23 protein-coding genes are annotated in these 20,493 nt (G+C 45.1%); 11 read left to right on the top strand and 12 right to left on the bottom strand.

Annotated elements, in window-relative coordinates; genetic code table 11:
* Positions 1-43 precede the first annotated feature (43 nt).
* From BQ7489_RS16160 to rpmH, 7 genes are all read right to left on the bottom strand, one after another.
* Positions 44-442: a rhodanese-like domain-containing protein gene (locus BQ7489_RS16160; RefSeq protein WP_072531893.1), complete on the bottom strand. Its 399-nt coding sequence runs from the start codon at positions 440-442 to the stop codon at positions 44-46.
* A gap of 19 nt (positions 443-461) precedes the next feature.
* Complete coding sequence (locus BQ7489_RS16165) at positions 462-1,115, bottom strand: NigD1/NigD2 family lipoprotein (protein ID WP_072531894.1); 654 nt, start codon at positions 1,113-1,115, stop codon at positions 462-464.
* A complete protein-coding gene (locus BQ7489_RS16170) occupies positions 1,112-2,266 on the bottom strand; it encodes an acyltransferase (protein ID WP_072531895.1) in 1,155 nt (384 codons plus the stop codon). Before BQ7489_RS16170 ends, BQ7489_RS16165 begins: the two co-directional genes overlap by 4 nt.
* A 51-nt stretch (positions 2,267-2,317) precedes the next feature.
* The gene (locus tag BQ7489_RS16175; RefSeq protein ID WP_072531896.1) at positions 2,318-3,295 is read right to left on the bottom strand and encodes a D-alanine--D-alanine ligase; all 978 of its coding nucleotides are present in this window, start codon (positions 3,293-3,295) and stop codon (positions 2,318-2,320) included.
* Entirely contained in the window at positions 3,292-4,365 is a 1,074-nt protein-coding gene (locus BQ7489_RS16180) for an RluA family pseudouridine synthase (protein WP_072531897.1), read from the bottom strand. The genes BQ7489_RS16175 and BQ7489_RS16180 overlap by 4 nt, the downstream gene beginning before the upstream one ends.
* A 30-nt stretch (positions 4,366-4,395) precedes the next feature.
* Complete coding sequence (locus tag BQ7489_RS16185) at positions 4,396-5,052, bottom strand: PASTA domain-containing protein (protein ID WP_072531898.1); 657 nt, start codon at positions 5,050-5,052, stop codon at positions 4,396-4,398.
* A gap of 143 nt (positions 5,053-5,195) precedes the next feature.
* Positions 5,196-5,357 carry a 50S ribosomal protein L34 gene (gene rpmH / locus BQ7489_RS16190; RefSeq protein ID WP_022232036.1) on the bottom strand — a complete coding sequence of 54 codons (162 nt, stop codon included), beginning with the start codon at positions 5,355-5,357 and terminating at the stop codon, positions 5,196-5,198.
* 192 nt (positions 5,358-5,549) lie between these two features.
* Between rpmH and efp the strand changes: the two genes are divergently transcribed.
* The 5 genes from efp (at position 5,550) to BQ7489_RS16215 (ending at position 9,184) form a co-directional block, all read left to right on the top strand.
* Positions 5,550-6,116, top strand: a complete 567-nt coding sequence (gene efp / locus BQ7489_RS16195; RefSeq protein ID WP_072532255.1) for an elongation factor P — start codon at positions 5,550-5,552, stop codon at positions 6,114-6,116.
* A gap of 175 nt (positions 6,117-6,291) precedes the next feature.
* Complete coding sequence (locus tag BQ7489_RS16200; RefSeq protein WP_072531899.1) at positions 6,292-7,281, top strand: glycosyltransferase family 2 protein; 990 nt, start codon at positions 6,292-6,294, stop codon at positions 7,279-7,281.
* Positions 7,282-7,320: 39 nt separating this feature from the next.
* A complete protein-coding gene (radC, locus tag BQ7489_RS16205) occupies positions 7,321-8,010 on the top strand; it encodes a RadC family protein (RefSeq protein WP_072532256.1) in 690 nt (229 codons plus the stop codon).
* A gap of 63 nt (positions 8,011-8,073) precedes the next feature.
* Positions 8,074-8,394, top strand: coding sequence for a metal-sulfur cluster assembly factor (locus BQ7489_RS16210; RefSeq protein WP_072531900.1), 321 nt, complete (start codon positions 8,074-8,076; stop codon positions 8,392-8,394).
* Positions 8,395-8,416: 22 nt separating this feature from the next.
* Positions 8,417-9,184 (top strand): UDP-2,3-diacylglucosamine diphosphatase, encoded by a 768-nt coding sequence (locus BQ7489_RS16215; protein WP_072532257.1) that lies wholly within the window; start codon positions 8,417-8,419, stop codon positions 9,182-9,184.
* 69 nt (positions 9,185-9,253) lie between these two features.
* On the opposite strand, the gene BQ7489_RS16220 is transcribed toward BQ7489_RS16215, so the two are convergent.
* The 3 genes from BQ7489_RS16220 to pta form a co-directional block, all read right to left on the bottom strand.
* A complete protein-coding gene (locus BQ7489_RS16220) occupies positions 9,254-10,294 on the bottom strand; it encodes a sugar kinase (RefSeq protein WP_072531901.1) in 1,041 nt (346 codons plus the stop codon).
* Between the two features lie 127 nt (positions 10,295-10,421).
* Entirely contained in the window at positions 10,422-11,627 is a 1,206-nt protein-coding gene (locus tag BQ7489_RS16225) for an acetate kinase (protein WP_072531902.1), read from the bottom strand.
* Positions 11,628-11,721: 94 nt separating this feature from the next.
* Positions 11,722-12,732, bottom strand: coding sequence for a phosphate acetyltransferase (pta, locus tag BQ7489_RS16230; RefSeq protein WP_072531903.1), 1,011 nt, complete (start codon positions 12,730-12,732; stop codon positions 11,722-11,724).
* A gap of 245 nt (positions 12,733-12,977) precedes the next feature.
* Here pta and BQ7489_RS16235 point away from each other — a divergent pair, with 245 nt between their 5' ends.
* The 4 genes from BQ7489_RS16235 (at position 12,978) to BQ7489_RS16250 (ending at position 16,041) form a co-directional block, all read left to right on the top strand.
* Positions 12,978-13,328: a CidA/LrgA family protein gene (locus BQ7489_RS16235; protein ID WP_072531904.1), complete on the top strand. Its 351-nt coding sequence runs from the start codon at positions 12,978-12,980 to the stop codon at positions 13,326-13,328.
* Positions 13,309-14,004, top strand: a complete 696-nt coding sequence (locus BQ7489_RS16240) for an LrgB family protein (RefSeq protein ID WP_072531905.1) — start codon at positions 13,309-13,311, stop codon at positions 14,002-14,004. Before BQ7489_RS16235 ends, BQ7489_RS16240 begins: the two co-directional genes overlap by 20 nt.
* Before the next feature lie 115 nt (positions 14,005-14,119).
* Positions 14,120-15,010 (top strand): DUF2156 domain-containing protein, encoded by an 891-nt coding sequence (locus BQ7489_RS16245; protein WP_072531906.1) that lies wholly within the window; start codon positions 14,120-14,122, stop codon positions 15,008-15,010.
* On the top strand, positions 15,007-16,041 hold the full coding sequence (locus BQ7489_RS16250; protein ID WP_072531907.1) for a GNAT family N-acetyltransferase: 1,035 nt from the start codon (positions 15,007-15,009) through the stop codon (positions 16,039-16,041). The genes BQ7489_RS16245 and BQ7489_RS16250 overlap by 4 nt, the downstream gene beginning before the upstream one ends.
* A gap of 5 nt (positions 16,042-16,046) precedes the next feature.
* On the opposite strand, the gene cdaA is transcribed toward BQ7489_RS16250, so the two are convergent.
* Together cdaA and folP are read right to left on the bottom strand one after the other, a co-directional pair.
* Entirely contained in the window at positions 16,047-16,838 is a 792-nt protein-coding gene (gene cdaA / locus BQ7489_RS16255) for a diadenylate cyclase CdaA (RefSeq protein WP_072531908.1), read from the bottom strand.
* Between the two features lie 3 nt (positions 16,839-16,841).
* Entirely contained in the window at positions 16,842-17,702 is an 861-nt protein-coding gene (gene folP, locus BQ7489_RS16260; RefSeq protein WP_072532258.1) for a dihydropteroate synthase, read from the bottom strand.
* Positions 17,703-17,813: 111 nt separating this feature from the next.
* On the opposite strand from folP, the gene BQ7489_RS16265 reads away from it, so the two are divergent.
* Both BQ7489_RS16265 and BQ7489_RS16270 read left to right on the top strand, forming a co-directional pair.
* A complete protein-coding gene (locus BQ7489_RS16265; RefSeq protein WP_072531909.1) occupies positions 17,814-19,097 on the top strand; it encodes a UDP-N-acetylmuramoyl-tripeptide--D-alanyl-D-alanine ligase in 1,284 nt (427 codons plus the stop codon).
* 81 nt (positions 19,098-19,178) lie between these two features.
* Positions 19,179-20,474 (top strand): alpha-l-rhamnosidase, encoded by a 1,296-nt coding sequence (locus BQ7489_RS16270; protein WP_072532259.1) that lies wholly within the window; start codon positions 19,179-19,181, stop codon positions 20,472-20,474.
* The last annotated feature ends 19 nt before the right edge of the window (positions 20,475-20,493 follow it).

Below are 20,493 nucleotides of genomic sequence, written 5' to 3' on the forward strand. Positions count from 1 at the left end.
TGATTGGCAATCTGTTTCCCCGTCTTTATTTGATGGCAGGCAATTATAATTCTATATCCTTTCCGTTCTCTTTCCAGTTGTCGAAACCTTTGTCCAGATTATATACTTTATATCCTTTCTTTACCAGCAGACGGGCTGCATTACGGCTTCTACGTCCGCTTTTGCAATACACCGCTACGGGTTTTCCTTTGTCGAGCAATTCGTCGGCATCCGCTGAAAATGAATCATCCAGTACGTTGATGTTCAGACTACCAGGTATATGTCCCTGACTATATTCGGCGACTGTACGTACGTCTACACGCTGTACGTCCTCGTCTTCAATGAGACGTTCGAATTCGTCGGCCGACAGGTTCTTGAATTTGTCTTGTGACTTGGCGCTGCATGCAAAAAGTCCGAAAAGTGCAGCGCATACAAAAAACATGAAATAGATACTTTTTATCATATCAGTTCTAGGCTTGCGGTTAATAATCGAATTCTTTCTGGATAACCCCTTGGCTGTATGTATTGACGTAGAAACGGATTTTGTCTCCTTTATTCAGTTTCTCCCTGTATGATTCCAAAGGGATAGACAGATAAGCTTTATGTGTATAGGCTTCGTAATCGTCTTGACTGTCATGGTAAAGGCGTATTTTCAGAACCTGGCAGTCTTTCTCTTTTTCTATACCTTCGTCAATGAAGTGATAGGTATGTTTCTTGTCTTTTATCCTGACATCCAGAACCATATTGATATATTCTCCAGATCTCCAGATGCGTTCTATGTCGGCGGGATCAGTCTTGATTCCGTCCTTGAATGAGGAGGAGGGAACAGGGGTAGGGGCAAGAATGAATTGACATTGGTACAGTTTTACCATGTTATTTTCTGTACCGTCTGTCAGTGGTTCGTAGATTGAGACCGACCGGTAGAGTGTATCGGCTGACAAACCGCTCAATCCGTCACGTGGCTGTATTACATATGTTTTACCATTGTCGGTTATCAGGTGGCTCAAGACTCCGTTTCCGTCTGTCTGTGCATTGATGAATTCCGTGAGTACACTCGGATATACATAGTCGTTTTCTTTGCATGCCCCGCATAGGGACATGCAAAGAATGGCTGTGTATAGGGTCAGTTTGTTCATGCTTCGGTTGCTTTCAAGTAATTTAAAGCAGGATTTGCATACATTGTCAGAATGCATTTCTTCAGGAACGATTCATCTTTGCCGGGTAATTGGATAAGATCAAGTTTTTTCTGCAGATAAGCTTCGAATCGTATCTTTTCTTCTGCAGAATATTTACCGGTGAACCGGGATGTACCTTCCAGCATGTCGCAGGCAATGTAGTTCCCGGGATAAAGACGGTAATTGCTATGGATATGCTTGTCGATGATGGCTGAAATATGGACAAAGATTTCGCTTTTAGGTAATCCTCTAAGCGATTCCAATTCTGCATTGATGCATGGGCCGGTCTGGAAGTGTACTCTTCCCTTATATCCGAAAATTCCAGTCTTCATGTTGTTCAGATCATCCTCCTGGCTTTTCTTGAAGCCTTCGATATCCCGTTTCTGCTGCATTTCCATTGCTTTGAGGAAGTCGCATGGATCGTACTCGTACGATAATGCCGTGGGCACAATGTTCAATGACTTCAGACGGTCGATGGTGTCGCCTTCTCCTCCCATTGCCAGCATTTTCAGCACACTTTCCTGGGTGCGGTCATTTGAATCCTTGGCACGTCCTTCCCGTTGGGCGATCCAGATGTTTTCTTTCTTTTCACTGATTGCAAAATGAATATAACGTGACATGCGTAACGAGGATTCCAGCATCTGGCGCATGGTCAGCGCTCTCTGTACGATGAATGCTTTGTTGATGCGTACGAGTTTTTTGATCCAAGGGTATATCAGCAGGTTGTCTCCGATAGCAATCTCTACGGTATTTGGGAAATTGTTGTCAAGCAGTCCTACCGACAAGAGTCCGGAATCAAGTACGATATCCCGATGATTGGATATGAATGTATAATTTTTCTGTTTATCTGCCAAAGAGGTTGTATCCATGTCGAATCCGTCACTGTATTTCTTGATGATGTCTTTCAGCAGTTCATAGAAGAAGGCTTTCTGTACATCCAGATTTGTTTTACAGCTACGGAACTTGGCGGCGATCATTTCGATAGGTACACCCGGCATGACCACGGAAATGACTTCCTGAAACGAAGGATCAGCTAAAAGTTCGTCGGCAACTTGTGGAAGCTCTTCGGGAGTGTACGGTCGGATTTCATTGAATTCGGCAGGTATGTTCATGGTAATGTTATTTATTTAGATAGTCTAAATATAGCGATTATTTAGCAATTATCAATTGAAATGGTCTTCAATAATGTCTGTCATCACATCTTTTATATCAATCCCCGCCGCGCGGACCTGCTGCGGGATGAAGCTGGTGGCTGTCATACCCGGAGTAGTATTGATTTCGAGCATATTGATTTTTTCACCTTCGGTGATGATATAGTCTACACGTACAATACCTTTACATCCTAATATATCATAGATGGCGGATGTGAGTTTCTGTACGCGTGCGGTAAGTTCCGGTGTCAGGCGGGCTGGAGTGATTTCGGTTACTTCGCCGTTATATTTGGCATTGTAGTCGAAGAATTCGTTTTTGCTGACGACTTCGGTTATCGGGAAAACGACCGATTTTTTCTTGGTCTTGTAACATCCGTTGGCCAGTTCGGTTCCGTTCATGAATGCTTCTATCATGACATCGGAAGATTCCTTGAAGGCTGCTTCCAGGGCCGGCTGGATCTGTTCCTTGGTCTTGACTTTGGTTACACCGAAACTGGAACCGCTGGCATTAGGCTTGATGAAACAAGGCAGTCCGATTTTGTCTATCACTTCTTCATCAGAGATGCCGTGACGTTTGTTGACAAGCATTGATTCTGCCACTCGTACACCGAACCCTTTCAGATACTGGTTTAAAGTGAATTTGCTGAAAGTCATGGCCGAAATCAGGACATCGCAGGTTGAATAAGGGATACCGATCAGTTCAAAATAACCTTGCAGTATACCGTTTTCTCCGGGAGTTCCGTGGATGGTGATATAGGCGAAATCCGGTATCACTTTCTGATTGTTATGGCAGAAACTGAAGTCGTTCTTATCTATCGGGGCACGACTTCCGTCCGGCAGAAGGGCTTCCCATTTCTGTCTGGTCAGCTCTACAATGTATAATGTGTATTTGTCTTTATCTATGAATGAATAGATTCCTTCTGCACTGCGCATGGAAACATCATGTTCCGAAGAGTCTCCTCCGGCTACGATAGCAATGATACGTTTCATAATTCTTCTCTGTTACTGATATAATTTCTCCATTTTTCCAACAGACGGGTCATGTCTTCCGGAAGTTCGGAGGTAAAGAACATCTCCTTACCGGTGCGGGGGTGTACAAAACCCAGGGTTTTGGCATGAAGGGCCTGTCGGGGACAAATGTCGAAACAGTTGTTTACAAATTGTTTGTATTTACTAAAATGAGTTCCTTTTAATATTTCATGTCCACCGTATCGTTCGTCATTGAACAGTACGTGGCCGATATGTTTCATATGTACCCGGATCTGGTGTGTGCGTCCGGTTTCCAGTACACATTTGACTAATGTGACATAACCCAGTCGTTCCAGTACCTGGTAATGGGTAACGGCGTGTTTGCCTTGGGTCGGGTCGGAAAGAACTGCCATCTGCATGCGGTCTTTCGGATTCCTTCCTATATTACCTGTTATGGTTCCTTCATCTTCATCAATGATTCCCCATACCAGGGCGTTGTATTCCCGTTTGGTTGTCTTGTTATAGAATTGTAGCCCCAGACTGGTTTTCGCATCCGGGGTTTTGGCCACGACCAATAATCCTGAAGTATCTTTGTCGATACGGTGCACCAGTCCCACTTGTGGGTCATTAGGATCGTATGTAGGGACGTTCCGTAGATGCCAGGCAATGGCGTTGACCAAGGTTCCGTGATAGTTCCCGCATCCCGGATGTACTACAAGTCCGGCCGGTTTGTTGACAACCATCAGGTCATCGTCTTCATATACGATATCTAACGGTATGTCTTCCGGTATGATGTCGTTTTCGTAGCGTGGACGGTCCATCATAACCGTCAGAACATCCGACGGTTTGACTTTATAGCTGCTTTTGACCGGTTTGCCGTTAGCCATTACAAAGCCGGCATCGGCCGCGTTCTGGATGCGGTTCCGGGAAGCATTGACAATACGTTCGAACAGATATTTGTCGATACGTACAGGGGCCTGTCCCTTGTCGACAACAACCCGGAAATGTTCATACAGTTCTGGAGTCTGGTTTACGGGCTCAATGTCGTCCAATGAGTCCTCCAGTTCGTCGTCAATATAATCTTCAGTCATTTGCTAAGATAATAATAGCGTTTTTAGGACTTAAAACCATGAATCATCTACTTTGGGAGCGCTTTCGTCATCCCCGTCTTCCGGAAGAATATCCATGTTGTTAAGGCTGTCCATACTCAATGAGTCTCTCAATTGCGTACTGCCGATACATAAGGTAAGCAATGCTTCGTGTGGAACCTTGTCGCCAGCCATCAGGCTTCTTCCTTTATATTTGATTCCGTATACCCAGTCTTGTTCTCCGCTGACAAGTTCTGGTTCGGTCAACTGGAAATCCATGGCTCTAAGCTTGGCTTCAGCCTGACGTGCAGAGCTGTTGTCTATGAGGTCTGGTATCTTGACCAAGGGAACCCTGTTGGTATTTATGGTAAGATAGATGGTACGTCCTTCCTTTACACGCATTCCGCCGGCTGGAGTCTGGTCCAGAATAATTCCGAAAGGCATGTTCTTGACATAGCTTGAATCGACCACAATTCCCTGCATATGTTGTTCTTTCAATAATATTTCGGCTTGGGCGACTGTCTTGTCTTTTACGTCGGGTACAACATAGGATTCACCGTGATGTGTATAACGGTCAAGCCAGAAAAGGGTACCCATAACAATGGCAAAGACTGCAACAATCATGCCGATGATGTTCAGCCAGAAAAAGCGGTTATTCTTGAATGAAAAGAATTCTTTAAAAGTTACCATATTATATATGTATATAGTTTCGGCAAAGATACAATTTTTTCAGATATAATTCATTAAAGGACAGGTTCAAGAAAAGAAAAGCCGCAAAACACTGCCATAACAATGTTTTGCGGCTTTCTTAATTCTTATTTCCAACGCACGGATTATGCCTTCACGCCGTTGTATTCGTCAGAGATAGTCAATTTTTTACGACCTTTGGCACGACGTGCAGCCAATACTCGGCGACCGTTTGCAGTAGCCATTCTTTCGCGGAAACCGTGTTTGTTTCTTCTCTTTCTGTTAGAGGGTTGGTAAGTTCTTTTCATTTTCGTATATACTTATTATGTTATTATTCCATTGCGTTCGGGCTGCAAAATTAGTGACTTTTTTTAAATAAACCAATAGCTAAGTCATTTTTAGACAAATCTTTTTGCGTTTTTTCGTGATTTCAATTAATTTTGCAGTCGGATTTCCAGAAGGACGAATTAATAATCACATATAATATAAAGAATTTAGTTATGATTAATGCTCAAGACATTAAGATTGGAACAGCTATCCGTATGGACGGCAAATTGTATTTCTGTATTGACTTCCTGCATGTAAAACCTGGTAAAGGAAACACTTTCATGCGTACCAAACTGAAAGATGTTGTTGACGGTTATGTTTTGGAACGTCGTTTCAATATCGGTGAAAAATTGGAAGATGTACGTGTAGAACGTCGTCCTTACCAGTTCCTGTATAAAGAAGGTGAAGACTATATCTTTATGAACCAGGAAACTTTCGAACAGGTTCCTATTGCCCGTGATTTGATTGAAGGTGTTGATTTCTTGAAAGAAGAAATGGTGGTTGATGTTGTGTCTGACGCTTCTACCGAAACTATCTTGTTTGCAGAATTGCCGGTGAAGGTCCAACTGAAGGTTACTTATACTGAACCGGGACTTAAAGGTGATACTGCTACCAATGCAACTAAACCTGCAACTGTTGAAACCGGTGCTACTGTACGTGTTCCTCTGTTCATCAATCAGGATGAAATCATTGAAGTGGATACACGTGACGGCTCATATGTAGGTCGTGTAAAGGCTTGATTTATACTTGACGGCTTTTGTCCGGTATATTATAAATGACGCAGAAGCGGGATGTTCCAGTCCCGGTTCTGCGTCATTTCTTTTTTTATGTCTTTTATCCGGTAAAATATTTCTGGGGCAAGGTGATTTATCAGAAAAGAAGATTTATATTTGTCTGTATAAATAAAGAACAGGTATGCGATATTCTCTGATAATTCCCGTGTATAATCGTCCGGATGAAGTGGATGAACTGTTGGAAAGTCTGACAAACCAATCTTTCAAGGATTTTGAAGTGATAGTGGTTGAGGACGGCTCTTCGGTGCCTTGTAAAGATATTGTAGAAAAATATCGGGACAGGCTTGATGTGCATTATTACAATAAACCGAATTCGGGGCCCGGGCAGACCCGTAATTACGGCGCGGAAAGAAGTAATGGAGAATACCTGTTGATTTTGGATTCCGATTGTGTGATACCGGAAGGATATCTGGATGCAGTTGAAGCGGAACTTTGCCGTGAGCCGGCCGATGCTTTTGGTGGTCCCGACCGGGCACACGATTCGTTTACGCCTGTCCAGAAGGCAATCAATTATGCTATGACCTCATTCTTTACTACGGGAGGAATCCGTGGCGGGAAAAAGAAAATGGACAAGTTTTATCCGCGAAGCTTCAATATGGGGGTAAAGGCCGATGTCTATAAGGCGTTAGGAGGCTTTTCACGGATGCGTTTCGGGGAAGATATCGATTTCAGCATACGTATATTTAAGGGTGGATACCGTTGCCGTCTGTTCCCGGAAGCGTGGGTATGGCACAAGCGTCGTACTGATCTGAAGAAATTTTTCAAGCAGGTACATAATTCTGGCATAGCGCGTATCAATCTATATAAGAAATATCCGGAATCATTGAAATTGGTACATATGCTTCCTGCCATGTTTACGGTGGGGGTTGTACTGGTTATTCTGTGTTCATTCATTTGTATATGGAGCTTATTGTTGTTGGCTGCTTTTGCGGCTATAATATTTGCTGATTCTTCTGTTCGGAATAAAAGTGTGAAAATCGGTATACTTTCTGTCGTTGCAGCGTTTATACAGTTGACAGGCTATGGAAGTGGTTTTCTTGCTGCATGGTGGAAACGCTGTGTGTTGGGTAAGGAAGCTTATTCGGCTTTTGAAAAAAACTTTTATAAATAGTATCCGGCATTTTTGCCGGTCGTCTGGTTTGTTAGTGACATGGCAGAAAAATTGTCGATCAATCAATGGGCGGAGGAGGACCGTCCTCGGGAACGTATGATGCAATATGGGGCATCAACGTTAAGTAATGCCGAATTGCTGGCCATACTTATCGGGTCCGGTTCTTCCGGAGAATCGGCCGTAGAATTGATGCGCAAAATATTGGGAGCGTATCAGAACAGCCTTTCATCCTTAGGAAAGGCATGTATAGAAGAGTTGTGCCGTTTTAAAGGAATCGGGACGGCTAAGGCGGTTACTATTCTGGCAGCGGCCGAACTAGGTAAGCGCCGGATGGAAGAAGAACCGTTGGAGCGGAAGAGTGTACGTTGCTCGAAAGATATCTACATGTTGTTTTATCCGCTGATGTGTGATCTGCCGGTGGAAGAATGTTGGATACTTTTATTGAACCAGTCATCGAAGGTTATCGACCGTCTGAAGGTGAGTATCGGAGGGCTGGCTTCTACCCAGGTCGATATCCGCTGTATACTTCGGGAAGCCCTTTTGAAACGTGCCGTATCTGTTATTCTTTGTCACAATCATCCTTCCGGTAATGTCTCTCCCAGTAGAGATGATGATCGTTTGACCGAAGCCTTACGTCGTGCCGGTGAGGTTATGAATATTCGTCTGCTTGATCATATTATAATAACCGACGGTACGTATTATAGTTATTCCGATGAGGGAAGAATTTGACGAAGTTTCGGTTATTCTATTTTTTTATTACATTTGCATATCTAAGAATTAATACGAGAATTTATGGATAACGAAACTAAGTTGAGGATAGAAGAGAGAATTGTCGATATGCTGAAAACGGTATACGACCCTGAAATTCCCGTCAATGTATATGATCTTGGTCTGATTTATAAAATAGACTTGCAGGATGATGGTGAGGTAGTGATTGACATGACATTGACAGCCCCCAATTGTCCGGCGGCCGATTTTATTATGGAAGATGTCCGTCAGAAGATAGAATCGATTGACGGAGTGACTTCCGCAACGATCAATCTGGTGTTTGAACCGGAATGGGATAAGGATATGATGACGGAAGAAGCAAAACTGGAATTGGGATTCTTATAAAACAGATCTGATTATGGAAGGGATGAAGAATGTATATTTTTTGTCGGACGCTCATTTAGGCTCACGTGCTATCAGACATGGCCGTACTCAGGAACGTAGACTCGTGAATTTTCTGGACAGTATCAAGCACAAGGCTTCTGCCGTTTATCTGTTAGGTGATATGTTTGATTTCTGGTATGAATTCAAGTTGGTAGTGCCTAAGGGATATACGCGTTTCCTGGGAAAACTTTCCGAGTTGACCGATATGGGGGTTGAAGTACATTTCTTCATCGGAAACCATGATATCTGGTGTGGGGATTATCTGGAAAAGGAATGTGGCGTGATTCTCCACCGGGAACCACTGACGTGTGAAATTTACGGGAAAGAGTTTTTTCTGGCACATGGCGACGGACTGGGAGATGACGACCGTAAATTCAGATTCTTGCGCACGGTGTTTCACAGTAAGACCTTGCAGACGTTATTCTCTGCCCTACATCCTCGTTGGAGTGTGGAACTGGGGCTGGAATGGGCCAAACATAGCCGTATGAAACGTGAAGACGGTCGGGAACCGGATTATATGGGTGAGGATAAGGAACCGCTTGTCTTGTTCTCCAAGGAATATTTGAAGACTCATCCGGATATCAATTATTTTATATTCGGTCATCGTCATATCATGCTTGACTTGATGCTGACCCGTAATGCCCGAATGATGATTCTGGGAGATTGGATTACGGAATTTTCATATGTGGTATTCGACGGAGAGAACCTCTTCCTTGAGCAGTATATTGAAGGTGAGACGATTGTCGGGTAAATTCCTGACATTCTGATATAATGGAACGGTTGCAGTGGTTATGGAAAAGTGCCCTGCAACCGTTTTTCTTTATCGGGCAAGTTCTCCGGCTTCGTGCAGTGCCAGCAGACTTTCCACTTCCGATTTCTTGACCATGTTGCTGTCGCCTACGATGGTATTTTTCAGAACGGCCGCTGCAGTTGCGAAATCTACACGTTTCTGGTCGTTGTCATAGGCGTGATGAGCATAAAGCAATGCGCCGCAGAAGGCGTCACCTACACCCACGCAGTCGATTACATTTTCTATATCGAAAACACGGCTGTATTTCAATGTATCGTTGGAATATAGGATTCCGGCGAATGTGTGATGTTCTGTGCTCATTACATTACGTAAGGCAATATAGATGTATTTACATTCAGGAACCTGTTTCTTGATTTCTTTGCAGAATGTTTCATATGCCTTGACGTCATATGGTTCGTTGGCTTTGGTGGCCTTGAAGCCTGGCCCTTTCAATCCCATCAGCAGGTTGTATTCACCTTCACTGCCGAACATGATGTCACTGTAGGCCATTAGCGGACGTAACACCTCTTGTGCAGTCTTTCCATAGTTCCACAGGTTTTTCCGGTAATTGATATCGTATGAAACCATCAGTCCCATATCTTTGGCTGTCTGGATGGCCTCCTTACACACTTCAGCCAATCCGGGGGTCAGGGCTGCGTCAATACCCGACCAGTGGAAAATTGCGGCATCCTTAAAGATTTCTTTCCAGTCAATCATTCCAGGTTTCAACTCCGAGAAGGCTGAAAACTCACGGTCGTATATTACTTTTGAGTTACGCATAGCTGCGGCTTTCTCCATGTAATAGGTACCCAGACGTCGTCCTCCTATCAGGATATGGCTGGTATTGATATTGTGTGAACGGAGTTCTGAAATGCAGGTTTCGGCCAGTGCATTGTCGGGAAGGCGTGTTATGTAATCGACTTCACCTCCGAAATTCGCAATGGAAATGGCTACGTTGGCTTCACTGCCACCGTAATTGACCATAAATTCTCGGCTTTGCTGCAGACGGAGGTTATCTGGAGTGCTGAGGCGGAGCATAATCTCGCCGAATGTTACAATTTTCTTTTTCATAATGATTTGGGCTTAGTTGTATATATAATAAAAAGAGGATAGACCCGGCAAGTCCCTTTCTCTCTTTTGTTTCAAAGATAGTGAACTTACGAGGAATATCCTCTTTTTTTAATCTATATTAAATATCTTATTTTTTCAGGCCGCTTACAATATCCATTGTATCCGATGCAATCATCAATTCTTCATCGGTTGGGATAACTACAACTTTTACCTTTGAATCGTCTGTAGAAATGATGGCTTCTTTGCCGCGGACTTTGTTTCTTTCTTCGTCAATCTTGACTCCCAGGAAGCCGAGGGTCTTGCATACTCCGCTGCGGGCTGTAGCCTGGTTTTCACCTACACCGCCTGTGAAGAGGATGACATCAACGCCTCCCATGGCTGCTGCATATGCTCCGATGTATTTGGTGATACGGTAGAAATACATTTTTTCTGTCAGGATAGCACGTTCTTCACCTCTGGCAACCGCATCTTCCAGTTCACGCATATCACTTGATTTCTCGAAGATACCCAGAACACCGCTCTTCTTGTTCAGTAATGTTGACATTTCATCCGGTGTCATGTTTTCTTTCTTCATCAGGTAAGTGATTGCTCCGCCGTCGATGTCACCGCTACGAGTTCCCATCATGAGGCCTTCAAGCGGGGTGAGTCCCATCGTTGTATCAATACATTTTCCATCTTTTACAGCTGCGATAGAGCCACCGTTGCCGATGTGACAGGTAATGATGCGTGAACCTTCCTGAGGGATGTTCAGGAATTCGCAGACACGTTTTGATACATAGCGGTGAGATGTTCCGTGAAAACCGTAGCGACGGATACCGTATTTTTCGAAATATTTGTAAGGGATGGCATACAGATATGCATAATCGGGCATGGTCTGGTGGAATGCTGTATCGAATACGGCTACCTGAGGAACTTCAGGCAACAGTTTCTGTACGGCATAGATACCTTTCAGATTGGCCGGGTTGTGTAGCGGACCCAGGTCGCAACATTCTTCAACTGCAGCGATGACCGCATCGTTGATCAATACTGAACCGCTGAATTTTGTTCCTCCATGCAGGACACGGTGACCTACGGCATTGATTTCATGCAAGTCTTTTACTGCTCCATATTCGGCATTTGTCAGTGTGTCGAAAATGAACTGTACACCGGTTGTGTGCTCCGGAACGTCTTTTTCAATGATCTTTTTTTCGCCGTTAGGTAAGGTCAGTTTCAGGAAAGAGCCTGGCAGACCTATCTTTTCGATTCCGCCCTGTGCAAGGACTTCTTTGGTAGTCATTTCGAACAATTTATATTTGATTGAAGAGCTACCGCAGTTGAGTACTAGAATTTTCATATATAAGTTTTATTGTTTTAATGTCGATGAATAAAAACAGAAGTCATCCAGGCAATTTTGCCTGAATGACATACTGTTATAATAAGTTCTTGGCTTACTGGGCTTTGGCAGCAATAGCCTGATTAGCTGTAATGGCGATCATCTTGTAGACATCGTCGATAGAACAACCGCGTGACAAGTCGTTGACCGGACGGGCGATACCTTGCAGGATAGGGCCGATGGCAGTTGCATGTCCCAAGCGTTCTACCAGTTTATAGGAAATGTTACCAACTTCTAGGCATGGAACAACCAGTACGTTTGCTTTGCCTGCGATTTCAGAACCTGGAGCCTTGCTTGCACCTACCTTTGGAACCAATGCTGCATCGGCCTGCAGTTCTCCGTCAATCTTCAAAGTCGGATCCATTTCTTTTGCCAGCTTCAATGCTTCCACAACCTTGTCTACCACTTCGTGTTTGGCGGAACCTTTGGTTGAGAAACTCAGCATGGCTACGCGGGGATCCAAACCGGCAACAGCTTGAGCAGTACGGGCTGTACAAACAGCGATTTGAGCCAACTGACCGGCATCAGGAACCGGAGTAACGGCAACGTCGCCCATTACCAATACACCGTTATCGCCACATTCAGGAGCATGAGTCAGCAACAGCATGGCACCTGAAACGCAAGTGATACCTGGAGCTGTCTTGATGATTTGCAATGCCGGACGCAAAACGTTACCGGTTGTATTGCGGGCACCGGCCAACTGGCCGTCAGCATCGCCCGACTTGATGATCAGACATCCTAAATACAAAGGATCCAGAACAAGTTTGCGTGCTTCTTCGATAGTCATGCCTTTTTTCTTGCGAAGCTCGCACAACAGCTGTGCATATTCTTCTTTTTTCGGATGATTTTCCGGATCAATGATAGTAGCTTTATGGATGTTTCCCAAGCCCCATTCTTTAGCAAGTCCGTTGATTTCATCAGGATTACCCAACAGAATCAAGTCTGCTACTCCGTCTGTCAATATCTGATTGGCAGCTTTCAATGTACGTTCTTCAGTTCCTTCCGGAAGTACGATGCGCTGTTTGTTAGCTTTAGCGCGTTCAACGATTTGACTAATTAAATCCATGATTTATATATTAAATATGTTGTATCTCTTTTACCTCATCGTGTACGATAACAGAACTGCTTATCCGCACTGCAAAAATACTCATTTTTGTAATATATGGTTTGCAAAAGCAGGATTTTTTTCGGATAAAGTATACAAAATTTATATGTTTGACAACATCATTGATAAAATAGGATATCACAGTGGTCACGTTGCTTGTCAGATATGTAACTTTGCGACGGTTTTTAATATTAGTTTTTTAAGGTATGATACGTCAATGTTCCATCCTTTTCGGATGTTTGGCTTTGGGTGAATTGATTGTTTATCTGACGGGAATCAAACTTCCTTCAAGCATTATTGGAATGCTTCTTCTCACCCTGTTTCTCAAATTGGGTTGGGTCAAGCTGCACTGGGTGCAGGGCTTGTCCGACTTCTTGGTTGCAAATCTGGGCTTTTTCTTCGTGCCGTCGGGGGTAGCCTTGATGCTTTATTTTGATATCATTACGGCACAGTTCTGGCCTATCGTCATTGCGACGTTTGTCAGTACGGTGCTGGTATTAGTAGTAACGGGATGGGTTCATCAATTAGTGCGGAAGTATGGATTATTTAGAAAATGAGTTCTTTTTACTGGCCATTACGTTTGGCTTCTTTTTCTTCTCCAAGCTGTTACAGAAAAAGACGGGATGGGTGATTCTTAACCCGATTCTGATAGCGATCGCTTTGCTGATCTGTTTTTTGAAATGTACGGGTATTTCGTACGAGAAATATCATGAAGCCGGTTCGCTCGTGGAATTTTGGCTGAAACCGGCTGTCGTTGCGTTGGGGGTACCTTTGTATCTGCAGTTGCGTATGATAAAGAAGCAGCTGATGCCTATCATTGTCTCCCAGTTGGCGGGATGTATCGTAGGATTGGTATCGGTTACGATTATAGCCAAACTTTTGGGGGCTTCTCCCGAAGTAGTAATGTCTTTGGCTCCGAAATCAGTGACAACCCCGATTGCCATGGAAGTGTCGAATGCTGTGGGAGGTATTCCGTCATTGACGGCGGCAGTGGTGATTGTGGTAGGATTGTTCGGAGCAATCTGTGGGTTCAAGGTCCTGCAGGTCGGACGTGTAGGAAGCCCGATAGCACAGGGATTGTCTATGGGTACGGCTTCCCATGCGGTAGGAACTTCAAGGGCGATGGAAGTCAGCGGTAAATACGGTGCCTATGCGAGCCTGGGACTGACATTGAACGGTATTCTTACCGCCTTGCTGACACCGACTATTTTACATTTGCTGGGATTATATTAACTTTGCAATTCCGATAATTTAAAGAGGCGGGGTATATCCGCCCGGAATCATGGACAGGTGCGCCGATGATGTTCGGGTGAATATAGTCCGCTTTTTCATTAAAGCATAAATTGTTATGATCGATTTTCAACCTATAGATTTAGAGGATAAGGATAGGGTACAGAGATACACAATGCATGGTAAGCGCCGTAATTGTGATCTTTCGTTTGCCAACCTGTACGGATGGCGTTTCCTTTATCGCACGGAGATTGCCGAACTGGACGGTTTCTTGTTGTTCCGTTTTTACGTAGAGGACGAGCGGGCTTACATGATGCCGGTAGGAACGGGTAATGTGGCTCCGGTTATTGAGGCATTGATAGAAGATGCAAGACAGGATGGTGTACCTTTCCGTCTGTTGGGTGTGTGTACAGACTTGTGCGCTGAACTGGAAGAGGCTTTTCCGGGACGTTTTACTTTCACTTCCGACCGTGATTATTCCGATTATGTTTATCTGCGTTCGGATCTGGCTATGCTGCATGGCAAAAAATTCCAGCCTAAACGGAACCATATCAATAAATTTAAAACCTCCTATCCGGATTATGAATATAAGCCGCTGACTCCGGATCTGATACCGGAATGTCTGAGGTTGGAGTCTTTGTGGTGCAGGGCCAATGACTGTGCCGAAAACGAGGCTTTGCAGGATGAACGCCGTTTCATGACGGTAGCGTTGAGTCATATGGAGGAACTTGGACTGACGGGAGGTGTACTGCACGTGAACGGCAGGATTGCCGCATTTACTTTCGGGGCCCCCATCAATGATGAGACGTTTGATACTTGTGTGGAAAAGGCCGATACGGATATTGAAGGTTCATACACCATGATCAATTATGAGTTTGCCAATCATATTCCTGAACAATATATATATGTAAACCGCGAAGAAGACTTGGGATTGGAAGGCTTGCGAAAGGCCAAACTGTCTTATCAGCCGGAAACCATACTTGAAAAACATATAGTTGAATTACGATGAATATAAAGGAACAGACACGCCGGTTGTGGAAAACCTGCTTTGATGATGATGACAGGTTTGTGGATCTTTATTTCAGCAGACGCTATCGGGAAGAGATAAATCAGGTGATAGAAAAGGACGGAATGGTGGTTTCTGCCCTGCAGGCTATTCCTTATCCGATGACCTTCTGTGGAGAAACGGTACCGATGTCGTATATTTCCGGAGCCTGTACACTTCCCGGTTACAGAGGGCACGGGTTGATGAGGGACCTGTTGGCCCGGACACATAGGGCTATGTATGAAGATGGAGTCCTTATGGCTACCTTGATTCCGGCCGAAGAGTGGCTGAAAAATTATTATGCATTATCTGGTTATGCCGTCTGTTTCCGCTATGCTCTGAAAGTTATCAACAGTTGTAAACAGCCTGTTGATAACTTTCATAATGATTTGGCTATCAGGAATATAGATCTGTCAACTCCTGTGGGTAATTCTCTCTTTTCCTTTTTTAGTGAACAGATGTCTCGCCGTTCTTGTTGTGTACAGCATGACAGGGACGATCTGAACCTTGTTCTTGCCGATTTGCAGTTGAGTGGCGGTTCCTTGTGGGTGGCACGTAAGTGCGGCAAGCTTGTCGGCATGTTCTTTTGTGTTCCCAAGGGAGAAATTCTGTCGGTAAAGGAAATGCTTCTGTCCGACGGCTTGGATGCATCTGATGTATTGATGTACATCCTTCATCTTCAGGGGCTTCATCAAGCCGAATGTATCGTGCCTTCCTGCAATGCTTCCGAAGAATTGGGTATGGCACGTCTTGTTGATGTGGCAGGATGTTTGCGTCTGTTGGCTGCATCACAATACAGGCGGGAACTTGATATTGACATACAGGTGGAAGGCGATGGTGCCATTCCTGAAAATAACGGGTATTATTCGTTGCATGGAGGAGAGCTGTTCCATAGATTCCGGGAAGGTGTTTCTTATATCCGGATGAATATTCATGAGGTGACCGCCTGGGTCATGGAAAGGCTGCATCCTTACATGAGTCTGATGTTGGACTGATTCAGTCAGGCCGTTTCTTTCGGTTCCGGTTCGTTGGTCAGCATACGTTCCAGTTCTTCGGCGCTCAACCGTAGGTAGAATTCTCCCTGATATGCTATGGATATGCCTCCGGTCTCTTCGGATACGATGATGGACAGGGCGTCCGTCTCCTGTGAAATACCCAGTGCCGCGCGGTGGCGCAATCCCAGTTCTTTGGGGATGTTCAGGTTATGTGATACCGGCAGGATGCAGCCGGCAGCCTTGATCCGTTTGTTGCTGATAATCATGGCGCCGTCGTGCAACGGGCTGTTCTTGAAAAATATGTTTTCGATAAGACGCTGGTTGATATTGGCGTCGATGATATCGCCTGTCCGGGCGATGTCGTCCAGCGGGAATGATTTCTCGATTACGATCAAGGCTCCTACTTTCCCTTTGCTCATGTTCAGGCAAGCCATGACTATCGGCATGATCTCTTCTTTCTGGTTCCCTTCTTTCCGGTTCCCTTTCAGAAATCTGAAGAGGCTGTTGCTGCGGTGTCTTGATCCCAAGGTGAGCAGGAAATGACGGATTTCGTCCTGGAAAAGGATAATCAGCGCAATGACTCCTACGCTGACCAGTTTGTCGAAGATGGAGCCCAGTAGCCGCATCTGGAGGACCTGTGAAACAATTACCCAGATGACAATGAAAATCAGTATTCCGGTAAATACGTTGATGGATCCCGATGATTTCATCAGCTTATAGGTCTTGTAGAGCAGATACGCTACCAGCAGGATGTCAATAATGTCTTTTATGGTCAATATGGAGATATCAAAGGGCATGGCTTAATCGTTTTGTTTCAATCCTTTCATGGTTGCTATGATCTTTATGGCTTCGGTTGCGGCTTTTACATCGTGCACTCTCAGGATATCGGCTCCTTTCATAAGGGCGACGGTATTGATTATGCTTGTTCCGTTCAGGGCATCTTCCGGACCGCCTCCCAGCAGACGGTATATCATGGATTTCCGTGAAACACCTACCAGTAACGGAAGGCCGAAAACCGAAAATTCCTCCAGCTGGTCCAGCAATGCATAATTATGCTCCAGTGTCTTTCCGAATCCGAAGCCCGGGTCGATGATGATGTCCTTTACTCCCAGTTCTTTAAGTTGCTGGACTTTTTCGGAAAAGTAATAGAGCACTTCTTTCAGGATATTGCTGTAATGGGGATTTTGCTGCATGTCTTGGGGAGTACCCTGCATATGCATGATGACATAAGGTATGCCCAGACGGGCAACGGTAGAAAACATCTGCTTGTCCATATTGCCGGCTGAGATGTCATTGATAATGGCCGCTCCATATTCTTCCACGCACATGCGGGCTATGTCGGCACGGAAGGTGTCAATGGAAAGGACTGCATCGGGATATTCACGCCGGATGATGTTCAGTGCATTACGCAGGCGTGACATTTCCTCTTCCGGAGTGATGTGTCCGGCATTCGGTCGTGAAGAATAGGCTCCCAGATCGATGATGCTTCCTCCTTCTTCCAGAATTTCGCGGACGCGTCGGATTATTTCTGTTTCAGTCTGTTTCCGGCTGTCTGCATAGAAAGAGTCGGGGGTCACATTCAGGATACCCATAACCCGTGGATAGGCCAGATCCATCAGCTGTCCGTTTACATTGATAAGTTTCGTGACTGTTGTCTCCATGTTCGCAAAGTTCCTCTTGGTGTTGCAAATGTACATACAATAATTTGTTTTTTACCGTTACTTGAACGTATTTTTAATTTATCTTTGTGCATGGTATAAAAAAACTTGAAAATGGGAATAGATGAGTTATATAAACGCTTTCTGGAATGTGGAGTCGTAACGACCGACAGCCGCAATTGTCCGGAAGGATCCATGTTCATTGCGTTGAAGGGAGAAACTTTCAACGGCAATACTTTTGCGGCACAGGCGTTGGAACAGGGATGCCGTTATGCCGTGGTGGATGAAAAGGAATATGCCGGAGATAACATTTTTCTGGTGGACGACTGTCTGAAGACCTTGCAGCAGCTGGCGAATTACCATCGCCGCCGTCTTGGAACCCGTATTATCGGGATTACGGGAACAAACGGTAAGACAACCACCAAGGAATTGATATCCGCAGTATTGAAAGAGAAGTATAATGTGCTTTATACACAGGGAAATTTCAACAACCATATCGGTGTACCGTTGACCTTGCTGCGTCTGACCGACAAGCATGATATGGCTGTGATCGAGATGGGGGCCAACCATCCCGGTGAAATCAAGACGTTGGTGCATATAGCTGAACCGGATTATGGCATCATTACCAATGTAGGTAAGGCACATCTGCAGGGATTCGGTTCTTTCGAAGGTGTGATCCGGACGAAAGGAGAACTTTATGATTTCCTGAGGGAAAAAGGAAATTCCACTATATTTATCCAGAATGAGAATCCTTATCTGAACGGAATCGCCCATGACTTGAACTGTGTACGTTACGGACAGACCGAGGGCTTGTTTGTGAGCGGCAGAATGGTTTCCTGCTCTCCTTTCCTTGCATTCGAATGGACGTCTGCCGGACAGACTCACCAGGTGCAGACACATCTGATAGGTTCCTATAATTTGGATAATGCCTTGGCCGCAGCTGCTATAGGCACTTATTTCGGGGTGGATGCAGCCCATGTATGCCACGCTTTGGAGGGTTACGTTCCGCAGAACAACCGTTCCCAGCTGGTGGAGACTGCCTATAACAAATTGATTGTCGATGCCTATAATGCGAACCCTACCAGCATGATGGCGGCTTTGCAGAATTTCCGGCAGATAGAGGCTTCACCTAAAATGGTTGTGTTGGGTGATATGAAAGAGCTGGGGCCGGGAAGTTGTGCCGAGCATCAGAAAATAGTGGATTTTCTGGATGAATGTAAGTTCGACCGGGTACTTCTGGTAGGACCTGAATTCGGTGCGGCCACTACACATTATGAACATTTCGGTGATGTCGAGGCTGTCATCAAAGAAGTGGAGGCTCATCGACCCGAGGGGTTCTATATCCTGATAAAAGGTTCCAACAGCATGAAATTGAGCCGTCTGCCCGAATATCTTTAATCTGGAGGAAATGCCCTTATCCGTTCCTTGGCCGGTACGGATAAGGGTGTTTCTGTTTTGTATTCCTTTGTTACCTTTGTTATGAAGCATCTTTTTTTCTGTCATTTATTTCTTGTTCTGGTCTTTTGCGGCTGGTATAGCCTGGCTTGGGGGCAATTGGTTGAAGTGGGTTATGGATATAGCGCTACTTCGGTCAATACAGCTGTGTTCAGGAACAGTTCCTTGGTTACCGATGGTAATATACAGTATATTTCCTATTATGATCCCGACGGTTATCTGGTTATGGGTAAAAGATGTCTGGGTGGTACCGTCTGGACTTTGCAGCGTTCCCGGTACAAGGGGAATGTTGCCGATGCCCATAATGTAATCAGTATGGCTGTCGACGGAGAGGGATATATCCATGTGGCTTTCGACCATCACGGAAGCCGGTTGAATTATTGCCGTAGTCTGGCTCCCGGTTCTCTGGAACTGGGCGATAAGGAACCGATGACTGGAAAAGACGAGCATGATGTGACTTATCCGGAATTTTACAGGATGCCCGACGGTGGTCTGATATTTGTTTACCGTTCGGGTATTTCGGGCCGGGGGAACTTGGTGATGAACCGGTATGATATCGCAAAGCACCGGTGGAGGCGTGTACAGGATATTCTAATTGATGGTGAAGGACAACGCAATGCCTATTGGCAACTGTACGTGGATGAAGCAGGGGTAATCCATCTTTCCTGGGTGTGGCGTGAAACCTGGATGGTGGAGACGAACCATGATCTGTGTTATGCCTGCTCGCCCGACGGAGGTGAGACCTGGTACAAGTCGACCGGCGAGAGGTATGATCTGCCTGTCAGAAAGGATAATGCAGAATACGCCTGCCGTATTCCACAGAACAGTGAACTGATAAACCAGACCAGTATGAGTACGGATGCAGAGGGGCATCCGTATATCGTGACCTATTGGCGTGATGCTGGAAGTGATGTCCCTCAATACCGCCTGGTATGGAATGACGGCGACCGGTGGAATGTACGGCGCATCATGGACCGTAAACTCGGGTTTTCACTGAAGGGGGGAGGTACGAAAATGATTCCGGTAGCCCGTCCGCGTATTGTCGTGGATAAAGACAAGGCATATTTCATTTTCCGTGACGCGGAAAGGGAAAGCAAGGTTTCGATGGCTTATACCGATAATCTGGAAAAGGGAATCTGGCAGGTGAAAGACCTGACTGTTTTCCCGGTAGGAGCCTGGGAGCCGAGTCTGGATACGGAGCTATGGAAACGGAAAAGACAGCTTCATCTGTTTGTCCAGACTTCCTGGCAGGGGGATGGTGAAAAGGTGGTGGCTGGCAGCCAGCCGACCTTGGTCTATGTGTTACAAGTAGAAATTTAACCTTAAAAATAGAAATGAC

This window comes from Bacteroides ilei (assembly GCF_900128495.1).
In the GTDB taxonomy this organism is placed as follows: domain Bacteria; phylum Bacteroidota; class Bacteroidia; order Bacteroidales; family Bacteroidaceae; genus Phocaeicola; species Phocaeicola ilei.